Genomic DNA, 15,059 nt, shown 5'->3' with positions numbered 1-15,059 from the left:
CGGTGTCAATGTCGGCAACGATCGGCAAAGATGACTGGCCCGCCATCGCTCGCAGCATGTCGAGATGCTGCGTCATCGTGATCAAGCTCATGTCGGCAAGTCCATAGAGCGCCGAGAGCTCGAAACCCGAAGCCCAGATCCCGTCGAAGCCAGCMTCTTCCGCCAAAATTGCCGACAGCGGAYTGTGGGCTGCCATAACATGAACAAGGCCACGTTCGGCCATGCGGTCACGCAACCGTCGTGCATTGCTCATTGATGTTCTCACTCCCTATAAGGGTTTCGCAGGCCTCATGGATGCGGCCGCAGCCACGCTGCAGATCCTCAATCGACGAAGCGTAAGAAATTCGGATGTATGGCGAGGCCATGAAGCCGCTGCCCGGCACGACGGCGACGCCGAACTCTTCGAGCAGATACATGGCGAAATCCATATCGGTCTCGATCACCTTGCCCTGCGGCGTCGACTTGCCAATGACCCCCGCGCAGTTGACGAAAACATAGAAGGCGCCGTCCGGTGTGCGGCAGCTCAGCCCCGCGGCCTGGTTGATCTTTTCGATCAAAAGATCGCGGCGATTTCGGAAGTCTGAAACGAAGTTGGYGATGTGATCCTGGTTGCCGGTGATCRCCTCGATTGCTGCATATTGCGATATCGAACTGGTGTGCGACGACGTCTGCCCCTGGACGGTATTCATCGCCTTGACAAGTGCCTTTGGCCCCGCGCCATAGCCGAGCCGCCATCCGGTCATGGCGCTGGATTTGGAAACTCCATTAATGGTGAGTGTCCGTTCGGCAAGATCTGGGGCGGCCTCGGCAATCGTAGCGAACGGCACGCCGTAGACGAGTTTCTCGTAGACATCATCAGCCAAAATATGCACGTGATTGTGGTGGCGAAGCACGCCGGCAAGTTCGGCAAGCTCCTCCTWGGAATAAACCGCCCCGGTCGGATTGTTGGGAGAATTCARCATCAGCCATTTCGTGCGCGGCGTGATCGCGGCCTCCAGATCCGACGGCTTGAGCTTGAAGCCGAAATGCTCGTGGCAAGGGACCAGCACAGGGTCTCCGCCGGCAAGCCGCACCATATCGGGATAGGAAACCCAGCAGGGCGTCGGGACGATGACTTCGTCGCTCGGGTCGAGACTGGCAAAGAGCGCATTGAAAACCACTTGCTTGGCGCCACAGCCGACCGTGATCTGCTCGATGTCATAGTCGAGGCCATTGTCGCGCAGCAGCTTCTTTCGGATAGCCTCCCGCAAGGGCTTCACGCCGGCAACCGGTGTATAGCGCGTCTTGCCTTCACGAATGGCGGTAATGCCGGCGGTTTGAACTTTCTCGGGCGTGTCGAAATCCGGCTCGCCCTGRCTGAGGGCGATCACGTCACGGCCTCTTTCGCGTAAGGCGGCGGCCGCGGCAGTCATGGCCTTGGTCTGTGAAGGACGGACCGCTTGCATTCTCTTGGCGATGAGTGACAACTGGACGTTCCTCGAGGAATTTGACCTGAGGACTAGCCAAGGCACTCAGCATTCGCCAGCTTCGGTATCGCGCAATGCGAGCTTAACGATCGCATTTTGCGATGTATTTTGTCTTCGTCCWATTTCGTGGCGAGCTCGTCCTCGGTCATCTTTCRGCAAAGGCGGGTCAGCCAGCGGCAGAACGCTCGAGCGACTTCGGGATTGGCGCCGCGATCGATAGCGTAGGCGCGATATTGCATGCCACTTGGGGCGCGCGAGCCGGGAAGCACTTCCAGGAGGCCCCTGGCGATGAGGTCCGCCACCACGATGTGCGGCGTTACCAGCAAGCTCTGGCCGGTCGTCACCGCCGGCAGCGCGAGATAGTGGTGATCGTAGCGCGCGCCAGAGATTATGTCTGACGTCTTCAGATCCATGCTTCGCAACCATGTGGGCAAAATGTCGGGTCGCGACGTGACGGCGATAACAGGAGTGGTCTGCAAGGCCTTGAGACCGCGGCCTGCCACACAATCCGGCGCGCCGACGCACACAAGCTGCTCATCGTAGACGTCCCATCGGTCTGCAGGCTCGGTCAGGTTGAGATCCCGCGAGAGAAGCACGTCGAAACTGTCGGTCGAGGCCGGCGCGGATAAGGAGCTGATCACGTCGACCGTCACGCCGCCCATCTCCTTTGAGAATTCACGCAAGTTGGGAATGAGCGCCGTATAGGCGAACGTRGAAAGGGACGTCCGCACAACGAGACGGTTAGGGTCCTTCCTGCCGTTGCGGCGCATTCGTCTCGCCGTGAACAGGATCGTGTCGAGCGGCTCTGCGACCGTATCGGCAAACAGTCGTCCGAAGTCCGTCAATCGGTTCTGGCGCCCACGCCGTTCGATCAGCTTAGCTCCGAAATATTCCTCCAGCACCGCCAAGTGGCGGCTCACCGAACTCTGCGTGATGCCGAGCGTCTGCGATGCCCGCGTGACGCTGTTGTCTCGCGCGACCTGAACAAAGGCTCGCACCGCGTTCAGCGAAAGCTCTGCTTCCTCGGTCATGGGCTCTCCCTCAGCGCTTTCRGTCATCCAGAACCACGCGTTTGCTATCGCATTTTTCGATACTTGTCATTTCTCTGTAATGGAACCCGATGATGGTCCTGGCCGAAACCGGCACAGCAAGGCCGAGTACCTGGAAAGATTTCAATCTCAAATTTGAACCGCYGTTCTAGCGACAGGAATCAGAGCAATGCGTGACCTGACCTTTACGAGACGCAGCATACTTGCAGCGGGCGCCGCGGGTGGTCTGCTGTCCATGACCGGGCTGCGCGTCGCAGCAGCCAGCGCGGACGACCGGCGCACCATCAAGATCGGTATGTCCGGTTTCCCGCCAGCCGTTGAGCCGGCATTGTTCAACCATACGGCCACGCGACGCATCGCTCCTCAGATGTTCGATACGCTGATCAGGTTTGACCAGACCGAAAAGATGGCGCTGCTGCCCGCGCTCGCGGAACGCTGGGAGCGTGTCGATGGGACGGCCCTGCGCCTTTTCCTTCGCAAGGGCGTCCTCTTCCATGACGGCAGTCCCTTCACCGCCACCGACGTCGTCTTTTCACTCAGCCCAGATCATTTGCTTGGCCCGGGCAAGGCGGGCAAGTCGGTCGCCATGCAAACGCTCGACACCGTCGACCGCGTTGAGGTCGTGGATGACCACACCGTCATTGTTCATGCGAAGGGAGAAGACGCCCTCCTGGAAAAGCGTCTGGCATCATGGTCATCGGAAATAGTCGGCAGCCGGGCTTTCGAGGCGGCAGGCTCCTGGGACAAGTGGATCGCAGCGCCTGTCGGCACCGGTGCCTATCGGATCGTCAGCCAGACGCTCGACGTGAGTGTCRTGTTAGCTGCCTTCGATCAATATTGGGGCGGAAAGCCTCCGTTTGYGGGTGTCGAATTTCGTATAATTCCGGAGCTTGCCTCTCGAATGAACGCTCTTGCCGCGGGGGAGGTCGATTTCATCACCGATCTCTCACCAGACATGTTCGCCGAAATCGCAAGGCAGCCTGGGCTCGAGGTCGCGGGAGGTGCGGTTCAAAACATACGCGCCTTGGCGATCGATGCCACAGGACCCGTTCTCTCGAAAATCGGCGTGCGGCGGGCGCTAAGCCTGGCGCTCGATCGTAAGTCCTTCGTCGAAGCGCTGTGGCAGAACCGGATTCCTGTTCCGAACGGCTTTCAGTTTTCCAGCTTTGGGGAAGGCTACATAGAGGATTTTCCCGGTCTCGCCTTCGATCCCGACCTGGCGCGCAAACTGCTTGCTGAAAGCGGCTACAACGGGGAGACGATCACCTACAAGCTCCTTAACAACTATTATCCGAACCAGGTCGCGGGCGCGCAGATCCTGGTCGAGATGTGGCGTGCTGTCGGCCTCAACGCCGAAATCCAGATGATGGAGAATTTTGCCCAGATCGAGCGGAAGCCGATCAACGCAATCTACGACAATTCAACCACAGCTATTTTCCCGGACATACTGGCTCACGCGTGGCGCCTGTTAGGTCCGGGTGGAGAGCTTCCGAAGCTGGGCCTCTGGGAAGACAAGGAATTTTTCGCCYATGGCGAGCAACTCAAGTYGACCTCGGCGGCGGCGGATCGGCGGCCGATCATCCGGCGCATGCTGGAGATCATCGATCATGAGAACCCGCCCTGCGTCATTCTGCATGGATCCGGTCAGTTTTACGGAAAACGCAAGGACATTGCATGGGTGCCCGGACAGACACTGGACCTGAACTTCGGTCCCCTCAACGCGGCTTATGCCTCGAAATGACGGCTTCATCCTCATGGCGGCAGTGAACTGAAGAGATGCAAACCCAGAACRCTCAATCTCTTGCCGCGAACGTCGCAAAACCAGCCTCCGCGCCGCTGCTGACGATCGAGGAGTTGACTGTCGATTTCGGCGGCGTGCGGACCATCCGCGGGATTGACCTCACGCTTACGAGGGGCGACTCCCTTGGTATCGTAGGCGAGTCAGGCAGCGGCAAATCCGTTACCTGGCTTGCGGCCCTGGGATTGCTGCCAAAAACAGCCGCCGTATCAGGCAAGGTGYGGCTGGACGGGGAGGAACTCCTCGGCGCCCCGGCTGCCCGCCTTGACCGGATCAGGGGAGGGCGTGTGGCCATGATCTTTCAGGATCCGTCAAGCGCACTCAATCCTGTCGTCCGAATTGGTCGACAGGTCGGCGAAGTTCTCGCGCGCCACCAGGGGCTGTCGGGCTCGAGCATCCGGGCGGAAGTAAAACGCCTCTTCGAACTCGTCGGCTTGCCTGACGCCGCTCGCCGCTTCGACGCCTATCCTCACCAGATGTCCGGTGGTCAGAACCAGCGGGCCATGATCGCCATGGCGCTCGCTGGGCGCCCGGACGTTCTGGTTGCCGACGAGCCGACAACCGCGCTCGACGCCACGATCCAGGCCCAGATACTGGAGCTGCTTACCACCATCCGGCGAGAGACAGGCATGGCGCTTGTGCTCATAAGCCATGATCTTGGCGTTGTTGCTGAAACGTGCGAACGCATCATGGTCATGTATGCCGGGAACGTTGTCGAGACGGGGCACTCGGATTCCATTTTCGGCAACCCGCAGCATCCCTACACGCGAGGTCTACTCGCGGCTTTGCCGTCGTTCGAAGGAACGTTGCATCGGCTCGTTCCAATTGAGGGGCAGGTGCCGGAGCCATCAAACATGCCCCCCGGATGCCCCTTTGGGCCGCGTTGCCCCCAGCGCATGGCTGCTTGTGAGACGGCCGTGCCGCCGCTCAGCCCAATCGAAACCGGGCATCGCTCCTGCGTGCGTGGCAGAAATAGCGGTTGCCGCCGGAGAGCYCCAAAAGCTTAAAACAGGCACGCTGGCATGACCGAAAACATTCTCAAGCTGCACAGCATTTCGCGCAGCTATCCGACGCGGCAGGGGCTCTTCGGGCGGAAGGTGGCTCTTCGCGTGGTCGATGACGTATCGTTGTCGCTGCGACAGGGTCAGACGTTGGCCCTCGTCGGCGAATCCGGCTCGGGAAAATCGACCACAGGACGGATCGCGCTCGGCCTTGAACGACCGAACAGCGGATATGTGCGATTCCGCAATGCCGAACTGCCGCCGGCCGATACACCGGCATGGCGACACATGCGAATGCAAATGCAGATGATCCATCAGGATCCGCTTGCCGTGCTCGATCGCCGCTTGTCCATCCTCAATCAGGTCCGCGAGCCCCTCGACATTCATGACATCGGGTCGGCATCCGGTAGAAACGAGAAGGCGATGGCCGTGCTCGATACGGTCGGCCTCAACGCCAGTCATGCCCGGAAGCTGCCGCATCAGCTATCGGGTGGACAGCGCCAGCGTGCGGTTCTTGCTCGGGCGCTGGTCATGCAGCCGGCATTGTTGGTCTGCGACGAGCCGGTTTCGGCTTTGGACGTATCGATCCAAGCGCAGGTCGTAAACCTGCTCATGGATCTTCAAAAAGACCTGGGTCTCAGCCTCCTCTTCATCAGCCACGATCTGAAAGTGGTTCGCCAGATCGCCCATCAGACGGCCGTCATGTATCTTGGCCGTATCGTGGAACATGGCGAGACAAACCTTCTCCTTTCGAGCCCGGCCCATCCTTACACCAAAGCCCTCGTCTCGGCTGTTCCTGTTGCGGGGCGACGCATGCGAGAGCGCATCGTACTCGAGGGCGAACCGCCCAATCCTGCGGCCCGCCCGACAGGTTGTGCGTTCCACCCGCGCTGTCCGATCGCTCTACCGGAGTGCAGGAGCATCTCGCCCCGTYTCTCGAGGCTGCGGGATGGACGATCGGTCGCCTGTCATGCTGTTCACACCGAGCCTTCTTCCAGGGAGGCTGGAAGCTGATGCTTCGATACTTTGCTGTCCGCTTCTTGCGCGCCATCGTGACGATCGCACTCGTCGTTACGTTCGCCTTTGTTGTGCTGAGGCTCTCCGGGGATCCGGCCCGCAGCATCATGGGCGACGACGCCTCGCCCGAGGCCATGGCCGCCTTTCGCCGGGAGTGGGGGCTCGACCAGCCACTCTGGAGTCAATACATCCATTACTTCGCGGCGATTTTTCAAGGTGAGCTTGGCCGGTCAATGCGTGGAGGTGGGTCCGCGCTCGCGCTCGTCATGGGACGTATCCCTGCGACACTCATGCTGACCCTGCCRGCGCTGTTGATAAAATTGGCGATTGGCATTCCCGCCGGTGTCTATGCCRCCTTGCACCGGGACAGTGCAGTCGATCGCGCCGTTATGGTTACGGCGGTCGCGGGCTATACGATCCCGAGCTTTGTGCTGGGCCTCGTCTTGATTCAAATTCTGGCGATCTGGTGTGGATGGCTGCCGACCGGCGGCACAGGTGGCCTGCAGCATCTGATCTTGCCGGTGGCCACTCTAGGCGTTGGCGGCGCCGCTGTACTCGCCCGCTTCGTGCGAAGTGCCATGTTGGAGGTGCTGGGACAGCCCTACATCCGTACCGCCAGTGCCAAAGGAATTCCCTGGGCCGCGGTTGTGCGCGGGCACGCGCTGCCGAACGCGGCAATTCCGACCGTTACCATCGTTGGTTTCATGGTCGGCAATCTGATCGCGGGCTCGGTGGTGGTCGAGAGCGTCTTTTCCTGGCCAGGAGTTGGCAATCTGCTGGTCGTTTCGGTGGCCGCGCGTGATCTGGCGGTGGTGCAATGCATTCTCCTGTTGGTGGCCGCCGCAATGGTGTCCTCCAACCTCGTTGTCGACTTTCTTTACGGCTTCCTTGATCCGCGTCTGGCGAGCGCCGACGCAAGCGAAGGCGCTCAGCCATGAGCATCATTGAAAAGATCAACCGAACGGCAGCTGGCAAGCAAAGGGCCGCCAAACAACGTGGCCTTCCAATCTCCGTTGTGGTCAGCGTGTTGTGGATCGGCTTTATCGTCCTCGTCGCCGTATTTGCTGACCAAATTGYCCCCTACCATTATACCGCCCTTGACCTGCCGAACCGGCTGGCTGCGCCGCTGCACCCACATCATCTGCTTGGAACGGACGAGTTGGGTCGCGATATTCTATCCAGATTGATTGTGTCTGTCCGGGTCTCGGCTCTGGTCGCTCTCGGCGCTACGCTGATTTCGGCTTGTTTCGGCACGACCATGGGCTTTGCCGYCGCGCACTTCCGAGGACGCGTCGGGCAGTTGATCCTGATGCTCGCCGACTTCCAGGCGGCGATGCCTTTCCTCATTCTCTCCCTTTCGGTGCTTGCCTTTTTCGGCAACGCGTTGCCGCTGTTCATCGGGCTGATGGGGCTTTACGGCTGGGAGCGCTATGCTCGTATCGCACGTGGGCTTGCGATTGYCGCCAGTGCGCAAGGCTACGCCGGCGCTGTTCGCCAGCTGGGGGCGAGCCCGCAATGGGTGTACCTGCGCCATATTCTTCCGAACATCTCTTCGACCCTCATTGTTTCTATGACGCTAACCTTTCCCGAGATCATCCTCATGGAAAGCAGCCTGTCCTTTCTGGGTCTTGGYGTTCAGCCTCCAATGACCAGCCTCGGCAACATGGTTGGCTACGGCCGTGAATACATGACGAGCGCGCCATGGATCATGTTCGCCCCTGCTGCGCTGATCGTAACGACAACACTCGCCATAAGCTTGCTGGGCGACTGGCTGCGCGACCGGTTGGATAAGGGGCTGCAGTGATGAGGCGAGGACTACTCTCGTAATTCGATGCGGACTCTCATGGCAGGCCACATCACGGCAGCTCGGCGCAAAAACGCGAACAGGAACATCTCATGGCCGGTCTCCGCCCACTCAATCGCCAGCGCGCACAGGTCCTCATCGAGCGGGAAGGGCTGGACGCGATCGTTCTGATCCAGCCCGAGTCGATCGTCTACAGCACCGGCGCACACCCAGGCAGYGCCACCAACTGGCGTCGRGCCGGTRCTGCCTTTGTGATCCTACCTGCGGACGCAACTGAGCCCCTTACAGCAATCGTCGGCGACTTCTACGCTGAAGAATTTCGAAGTGCGTCTGGGATTGAGGACGTCGTCACCTTTCCTGTTTGGGTCGACTTCATAGACATCAGCCATATTCCGGGCGGCGAGCTCACCCGGCGACTTTCGGYCGTTCGTCCACCGGTACAGACCCATCCCAGGCCAGCGAATTTCGATCGCAGGAAAACGTTCGCGTTGCTTGCCGAGACCCTGACCCGCCGTGGTCTCTCAACCGCTCGTCTCGGCACGGAGCATGCTCCTTTGCCGGTGGCCGACCAAGTCTGCTTCACTGAATCCTGTCCTGATGCTCTGGTCGGACGCCTCGCACCTCTTCGCCCGGTTGCGAATGATCAAATCGCCTGAGGAAATCGCATCTCTGAAACTTGCGGCCCAATGCGCTGAGGCGGGAACAGGRGCTGCCCTTGAGCGCATTCGGCCCGGGTGTACGGCGGACGAATTGATTTCGGTTTTCCGCATCGCGTCTGCACAACGGGCTTCCGAGCTCGGTTATCACAGCCCGCTTGTGGCGAACGGCGCGATCACAATTGGGCCTGATGCTACCGGTAGGGGGCGTCCAGCCGAGCGTGGGGACGTGATCCGACTTGATCTTGGATGCAGCGTGGATGGCTACACCTCCGATTGCGCACGCACTGCCGTGCTCGGTCGTCCAAGCGCAGATCAGAAGGCAATTTATGACGCCCTGCAAAGCGCCTTCGACGCGGGCCTCGAGCTTTTGCGGCCTGGGGGCGCTCTGCGGGAAGTACATGCGGCCGCGCTCAAAGCCATGCGTGCCCGCGGGTTTGACATGTATTACCRCGGCCATTTCGGCCACGGCGTTGGCGCGTCCCTCTTCGTTGAGGAATGGCCGTTTATCGCTGCTGATGAAATGACCGAAGTCGAACCGCAGATGGTGTTGGCCTATGAGACCCCCTGGTACATTCGCGGTCTKGGGGCATTCACGGTGGAAGATCAATTCATCGTCGGTAAGCGATCGGTCGACGTTTGCTGGACGTTGCCTCGTGAACTGGCGATTTGCGACTGACATCACAGCTCCCGTCATAAGTGAGGCTAGAGGCACTATGCGATTTCTCATTGTCAGCTTCGATGGTCTTCGTCCCGACCTCGTCTCTCCTGAACTGACACCGAACTTATGCCGGCTGCAGTCGCTCGGCATTACGCTCTCGAAGCACCGAACGATCTATCCCAGCGAAACCCGMGCGGCCTTCCCCAGTCTCGTTACCGGCGCTACCACGAGCCGGCACGGTATGGTTGGCAATCGGTATGTCGATCGCTCGGTAAAGCCATCTCGCTTTATCGACACCTCGGAAGCTGCCCTTTTGCGCAAACTAGATCTGGAAAGTGGTGGACGATTGATGGACGTGCCGACCCTTGGCGAGCTTCTGGCTGCCGCGGGGCGCAGCCTTGCCGTTTTGGCCACGAATACAGCTGGCACGACGCGTCTTTTCCATCACAAGGCCGAAGACTTCGGACACATCCGGCTCTCGGGGCATTTTCGTGCGGCCTGCACTCCCGACGAGGTGCTCGCCGAAGCTGAGGCCGTTGCTGGCCCACTGCCGCCGATCCCGCCGGAGGTCGAGCCTGACAACGCCGGGCAAGAGTGGATCACCACGGCTTTTCTTAAGGTGATCTGGCCGAAACATCGGCCGGACGTCGCCATCATCTCTTACGGCGAGCCCGACAACACCTCGCACGTCCACGGGACGGGCGCACCGGCCACGCTCGGCATCGTCACTTATTGCGACCGCCAGTTCGGCCGGCTGCTCGACTGGTGGGAAGCCGAAGGCCGCACCGAAGGCGTGCAGATCATTGCGATTTCCGATCACGGACACGTCACGGGCCACACACGGGTTTCTGTTATCGACAGCCTGCGAGATGCGGGGTTCCGCCCTGGCACAGCACCAGCACCGGACGTTGATGTCGTGGCCGTCCCGGGACAGGTCGGCGCCCTATATCTCGCGGATCCTGGCGAGGATCAGATCGCMCGGCTTGTAGCCGCGATGGCAAAGGAGCCGTGGTGCGGCCCGGTCTTCACACGCCCGAAGAACGAAATCGAAGGCATCGCCCCTGGCAGCCTTGGCAGCCATCTGGTCTTTGCCAACCACGCGCGCGCAGCGGACGTGTCGTTTTCGTTTCGGGCGGACGACGGTGTCGATGCGCTTGGCCTGATAGGCGGGACGTACTATGACGGCAACCRCCCCTCGGGCTTGGGCGTCCATGGTGGCCTCCATTCGAAAGAGCTTGCTGCCCTCGGCATAGTCGCGGGCTCGGCATTCGGCGCGTCTGGCTCGGAATCCACCATCCCCTCCGGCATTTGCGATCTCGCTCCGACCATTTTGCACTTGCTGGGATTGAGGCAGCCGCATTCCATGACCGGGCGGATCCTGCATGAGGTCACCGGCTGCGCTTCGGACGCGAACCCTGACGTCAAATACGAAGTGTTTGAAGCAAGCAACGGCAGGTTCCGGCAGGTACTACGAAGGGCGCAAATTGGAACTGCGGCATACATCGAATGCGGTGAAGCAGAAGGATCCTCAGGATAAGTCTGGYCCGCACCGTCGCTCTCGCGCCAATTCAAGCAATGCACAAAATGGTCGACGGTGTCCGATACCGGAACTGCTCTGCAGGCCGTCCGGTGGAGATCCGTTGGCGTCGAGTTCCTGGGAGGTGTGAGGAACGATGGCGAAAGGGATCGGCTCTTGGCAAGCTGGCGAGTAGTGCTCGGCTTCGGTCGAATTCTTTCTTCTTGCGCCGGGCTGAAATCATGTCTTCGCCGGCTTCTGYGCAGCTCATGCTACCCCTTTCGGCGCCTCTTCCTCCTCCCTAAGGCCTGCAATGAAAGCATCAACGCCAAAGACAGGCATATGAGAACTGTCGATGCAACAGCAATTACAGGGTTAGGCTGTAATCTATGTCCTGGAATAGTTTCTTGGTGATAGTCATGTTCTGAACGTCGGACATGAAGAACGCGATTGTCGCTTCGTCCGGCGCACAGGTTATCGGCATAGCTGATTCCGTAGCGGCCCCATTGCGGCAGCTGACGAAGGGCTTGTTCTTCGTGGCGCCTACCAGGAGTCAGGCCTTTCCGGAGTCCTCTGCCGGTGCCGTTGCCATTGGCAATCTTCTGGCAGCATTGGCGATCGCAAAACTCGGTGACCCGGCCTACGATCGCATTTCCCGCAACGAGAAGTTCATTGTCTCGTCCGGGGAGTATATGCTGGCAAATAGGCGGTCGCGAAAGCGGAGCAAGAAAGAGTGACTAGCGCCGATCGACCCAGGAGTGGCAGATGYCACAGGGGTTCGCCGATCTCGACGCCGGTGATCGCGCAAGTCGGTCTACGGGCTGAAATGAAGGGCGCGCTCGTTTGAGACGTTTGCGCGCTGTCTCACCAGCCGCTCAGACGGGCATCTTCAAGACGTCGGCGTGCTGCAGGGGCGCATCCTTGATTCAGAGTTTGACGGGCGCGCTCCCCACAGCGGCAGCGAGGTCGGTGCCGGCCGGCAGTCGACCCCAGCTCAGYGGCTCCGACGCCTCGCCGTTCATGGTGACGTTGCCCGCGAGCACGAGGAATTCTAGCCCACGCGTGTTCCCGATTGTCACGAACTCGCCTGCCTTCCAATCCTCAAGAAACACTTTCTCATGGGCATCGTCGAAGAGGATCCTGGAACCTGCGGCGCCTGCACGTGGCTCCATCTTCATCCCTTCGCCCGGTTGACGAACGATCTGGGTCTGGTCGCCGGTGCGGTACTGCCAAAGCCGCACGAAGATCGTGCAGCCGTCTTTGCTCGCGGGGACGTGCGAGGTGCCGGGCGGATTGYGAAAGTAGCTTCCTGCCGGGTAGTCGCCATGCTCGTCCTGGAATGCGCCGTCGAGCACCAGGATTTCCTCACCGCCGCTATGGGTATGGCGCGGGAACGCGCTGCCCCGAGCATAGCGGACGATGGAGGTCGCCCTGGCAACCTCGCCGCCAACGCGATAGAGCATCCGCCGATCGACGCCGGCRGCCGGGCTTGGCACCCAGTTGAGTTTGGCGGCGTGGACGATGACGGGTTTGGTCAGGTCGTCATTGATGCGCATTGGTCTTCTCCTTCATTGTAAGCACCATCCGGAACTTTACGTCTCCGGACCTCATCTTGCCGTAGGCCTCGACGGCCTGCTCCAGCGGCATGGTTTCGATGCGTGGCCGCACGCCCGCCAGCACGCTGAAGTCGAGCRTCTTTTCGTTTTCAAAGGGGGTTCCCGTGATCGATCCGAGCAGGCCGCGCTCGCCGGCCACTATGTAACCGGCCGAGACGGGAAGGGGGTCCTTGCCGGCGCCGAGAAGCATCAGACGCCCACCGGTGCAAGTCCGGGAAGCAGCCCGGAAACGGCCTTGCCGGCGCCTATCGTGGACATAATCGCCTTCGCGCCGCCCAGTTCCCTGAGCTTCGCGGCCGCATCCTCGATGTCGTTATCGATTCGCCGGAAGATCGCTGGTTTCAAGCGCCCAAAACGCATCTTTGGTTTRACGGAATTGCCACGCAACGCCATGGGAAAGGTTCAGAAGAACGTCCTGCGCGAGCGGTTTCAGGATACATTCAGATAACGTTTGATGCCAGGCCGCACGAACCCACTTGCGAGCAGTRTCGCTGGCCGCTCGCATGAATAGACGCTCTGCTCGACTAGCTTCCCGGTGACAGCTAGTAGCGGCTCCACGTGCCAATCGCCGTACAACGAGGTCGTTTCTTCTGTGCATGCGACGACGCCTCATCGCTCGATAAGACGCCTAAACGTTGGCCCTATGACGATGCGCGAAGGTTACCCAATCTTACTCAATCCGGTCTCCGAAACCTTGCTCAATTCATGGAGACCAGCGGTAGCTTTGTCATACCGCGGGCCTGGGATGGAGGCGCGAGGGGTTAACGCTGGGCCGCTGAGCCCTTGGGAGGAGAACATGCTAGCAAAGCTTGCCGCTTTCCGCGGCTATTCGACGAACCTTGCGAAAGGTACATTCATCTATTCCCTGCTTTTGGCAGGGACGATCACTGCACAGCAGCCGGCACATGCGGAAGGCATCAACTGGCGCCAGTTCGAAGGCACTTCGATCGTTTGGGCCTACGACATTCATCCGTATGCCGACGCTGTAGAGGCGCAGCTTCCCGAGTTCGAGAAGCTCACCGGCATCAAGGTCACTCCTGAGCTTTATCCGGACGATTCCTACTGGAACAAGTTGACGATCCAGCTGACCACAAAGTCGCCAGCATGGGATGTGGTCGGCACCGGCATCCAGCCAGCTTGGGATCTCTCGCCGAGCCGRCTGCTCGAGCCGCTCGACGGCTATCTGAACGATCCGAAGCTCACCGATGCCGCCTACGATTACCAGGACTTCTTTCCCGCGCTCCGCAACGCGCTGACGTGGAATTTGAAAGACGGTCAGATCGAGCCGGGAAGCGGTCATGTGTGGGCCATCCCCCATGCTTTCGAAAACATTCAGTTGTTCTATCGCAAGGACATCCTCGACAAGTACGGCATCAAAGTGCCGACCACTCCGCCCGAGATGTCGGTAGCATGCGAGAAGCTGAAGGCGGCGGATCCGTCGATTACGCCTTTGGGAGTTCGTGGCGTGCGCTTCTGGAGCAGCATCCACACGGCGCCGGCCTCCATCGCCAAGTCCTATGGAGTGCATGATTTCTTCATCAAGGACGGCAAGCTCGACACAGGTCTGGACTCGCCGGAATCGATCGCCTTCCACAAGGACTACGTGGATATGATCAAGAAGTGCGCTGCGCCGTCTTYCGCCAATGACAACTGGTACCAGGTCGTCGATGGCATTTCTTCCGGCCGCACGGCYATGTCGATCGATGCGAACATGTTCGGTTTCTGGAACGACGTGGCGGGCAAGYCCGCCTCGGGCAWAATCGCGTTCGCGCCGCCGCTGCATGCGCCGAATGCCCAGAACTTCGAATCGAACATCTGGATCTGGTCCCTGGCGATGAATGCCGCTTCCCAGAAGAAAGGCGCGGCCTGGCTGTTCATCCAGTGGGCAACCTCCAAGGAAGTTGACCTCAACGGTGCGGTGGCGGGCAAACTCGTCAATTCGCCGCGCACCTCGACCTGGACTGACAAGGCGTGGCTCGACTACGCGGGCAAGCCGGAGTTCAATGACTTCGTCGATACGTTCAAGACCGTGCAGGACCGGGCAGCACTGGCCTTCACGCCGAGAGTAGGCTTCGGCGAGGCGATGAATGCCTGGGCGGTCRCAATGCAGAAGATGGTCAATGGCGCCGACGTGGAAAAGACGCTCCACGACCTCGCCACCGAAATCCGGTCCTCCCTGTGACCGCAGAAAGGGGCGGCGCTGGCGGACCGCCGCCCCTTTCACTCTTCGGAATTGTTGAGATGGAACTTCGTAGTTCAAGCGCGAGCGTATCGGCCCAGCCGTCCAAGTCGCTGGTTCCAGTAGGTGGGACTGTGAGACGAGACGCACGGCGCGGTATCGAGTGGTGGAGCATTGTGGCCGTCGCTCCGGYCGTGATCATACTGTTCGGCTTCCTCCTGCTCTTCTTCTATGGCGTCTATCAGTCATTGACCGATCTGAAACTCGGTCGGCCGCTGGTCCGCTTCATCGGCCTT

At 60.2% G+C, this 15,059-nt stretch carries 16 protein-coding genes; 10 read left to right on the top strand and 6 right to left on the bottom strand.

Annotated features, from left to right (window positions below):
* The 3 genes from ORS3428_RS28945 to ORS3428_RS28935 all read right to left on the bottom strand — a co-directional run.
* Nucleotides 1-223, bottom strand: a 223-nt coding sequence (locus ORS3428_RS28945; RefSeq protein ID WP_244508137.1) for an isocitrate lyase/phosphoenolpyruvate mutase family protein, incomplete at its 3' end; no start/stop codon positions are given.
* Nucleotides 224-227: 4 nt separating this feature from the next.
* Nucleotides 228-1,466, bottom strand: a complete 1,239-nt coding sequence (locus ORS3428_RS28940) for a pyridoxal phosphate-dependent aminotransferase (protein ID WP_071101693.1) — start codon at nt 1,464-1,466, stop codon at nt 228-230.
* 32 nt (nt 1,467-1,498) lie between these two features.
* Nucleotides 1,499-2,497: a LysR family transcriptional regulator gene (locus ORS3428_RS28935; protein ID WP_083355346.1), complete on the bottom strand. Its 999-nt coding sequence runs from the start codon at nt 2,495-2,497 to the stop codon at nt 1,499-1,501.
* A gap of 187 nt (nt 2,498-2,684) precedes the next feature.
* Here ORS3428_RS28935 and ORS3428_RS28930 point away from each other — a divergent pair, with 187 nt between their 5' ends.
* The 9 genes from ORS3428_RS28930 to ORS3428_RS28895 all read left to right on the top strand — a co-directional run bounded on the left by ORS3428_RS28930 (nt 2,685) and on the right by ORS3428_RS28895 (nt 11,705).
* Entirely contained in the window at nt 2,685-4,256 is a 1,572-nt protein-coding gene (locus ORS3428_RS28930; protein ID WP_071101692.1) for an ABC transporter substrate-binding protein, read from the top strand.
* A gap of 35 nt (nt 4,257-4,291) precedes the next feature.
* On the top strand, nt 4,292-5,320 hold the full coding sequence (locus ORS3428_RS28925) for an ABC transporter ATP-binding protein (RefSeq protein ID WP_071101691.1): 1,029 nt from the start codon (nt 4,292-4,294) through the stop codon (nt 5,318-5,320).
* 15 nt (nt 5,321-5,335) lie between these two features.
* The gene (locus tag ORS3428_RS28920) at nt 5,336-6,328 is read left to right on the top strand and encodes an ABC transporter ATP-binding protein (RefSeq protein WP_071101690.1); all 993 of its coding nucleotides are present in this window, start codon (nt 5,336-5,338) and stop codon (nt 6,326-6,328) included.
* Complete coding sequence (locus tag ORS3428_RS28915) at nt 6,328-7,269, top strand: ABC transporter permease (RefSeq protein ID WP_071101689.1); 942 nt, start codon at nt 6,328-6,330, stop codon at nt 7,267-7,269. The genes ORS3428_RS28920 and ORS3428_RS28915 overlap by 1 nt, the downstream gene beginning before the upstream one ends.
* A complete protein-coding gene (locus ORS3428_RS28910) occupies nt 7,266-8,135 on the top strand; it encodes an ABC transporter permease (RefSeq protein WP_083355344.1) in 870 nt (289 codons plus the stop codon). Before ORS3428_RS28915 ends, ORS3428_RS28910 begins: the two co-directional genes overlap by 4 nt.
* A gap of 92 nt (nt 8,136-8,227) precedes the next feature.
* Nucleotides 8,228-8,791 (top strand): aminopeptidase P family N-terminal domain-containing protein, encoded by a 564-nt coding sequence (locus tag ORS3428_RS31970; RefSeq protein ID WP_083355343.1) that lies wholly within the window; start codon nt 8,228-8,230, stop codon nt 8,789-8,791.
* Nucleotides 8,682-9,470 carry a M24 family metallopeptidase gene (locus ORS3428_RS31965; protein ID WP_083355342.1) on the top strand — a complete coding sequence of 263 codons (789 nt, stop codon included), beginning with the start codon at nt 8,682-8,684 and terminating at the stop codon, nt 9,468-9,470. Before ORS3428_RS31970 ends, ORS3428_RS31965 begins: the two co-directional genes overlap by 110 nt.
* Nucleotides 9,471-9,507: 37 nt before the next feature.
* Complete coding sequence (locus ORS3428_RS28900; protein ID WP_083355341.1) at nt 9,508-10,989, top strand: alkaline phosphatase family protein; 1,482 nt, start codon at nt 9,508-9,510, stop codon at nt 10,987-10,989.
* A gap of 416 nt (nt 10,990-11,405) precedes the next feature.
* Nucleotides 11,406-11,705, top strand: a complete 300-nt coding sequence (locus ORS3428_RS28895) for a hypothetical protein (protein ID WP_071101688.1) — start codon at nt 11,406-11,408, stop codon at nt 11,703-11,705.
* 189 nt (nt 11,706-11,894) lie between these two features.
* Here ORS3428_RS28895 and ORS3428_RS28890 read toward each other — a convergent pair whose 3' ends face one another.
* Genes ORS3428_RS28890 through ORS3428_RS33705 form a run of 3 tightly spaced genes read right to left on the bottom strand, consistent with a single transcriptional unit; the run spans nt 11,895 to nt 12,977 of the window.
* A complete protein-coding gene (locus tag ORS3428_RS28890) occupies nt 11,895-12,524 on the bottom strand; it encodes a cupin domain-containing protein (protein WP_071101687.1) in 630 nt (209 codons plus the stop codon).
* The gene (locus ORS3428_RS28885) at nt 12,511-12,774 is read right to left on the bottom strand and encodes a hypothetical protein (protein WP_201788348.1); all 264 of its coding nucleotides are present in this window, start codon (nt 12,772-12,774) and stop codon (nt 12,511-12,513) included. Before ORS3428_RS28885 ends, ORS3428_RS28890 begins: the two co-directional genes overlap by 14 nt.
* Nucleotides 12,774-12,977, bottom strand: coding sequence for a hypothetical protein (locus ORS3428_RS33705; protein WP_201788347.1), 204 nt, complete (start codon nt 12,975-12,977; stop codon nt 12,774-12,776). The genes ORS3428_RS28885 and ORS3428_RS33705 overlap by 1 nt, the downstream gene beginning before the upstream one ends.
* Before the next feature lie 403 nt (nt 12,978-13,380).
* Between ORS3428_RS33705 and ORS3428_RS28880 the strand changes: the two genes are divergently transcribed.
* A complete protein-coding gene (locus ORS3428_RS28880; protein ID WP_083355340.1) occupies nt 13,381-14,766 on the top strand; it encodes an ABC transporter substrate-binding protein in 1,386 nt (461 codons plus the stop codon).
* Nucleotides 14,767-15,059: the final 293 nt, after the last annotated feature.

It is taken from the genome of Mesorhizobium sp. ORS 3428 (genome assembly GCF_001854785.1).
Taxonomy (GTDB): Bacteria; Pseudomonadota; Alphaproteobacteria; order Rhizobiales; family Rhizobiaceae; genus Mesorhizobium.
Note: the sequence above shows the minus strand (reverse complement) of the source record. Positions and strands in the feature narration are given on the sequence as shown.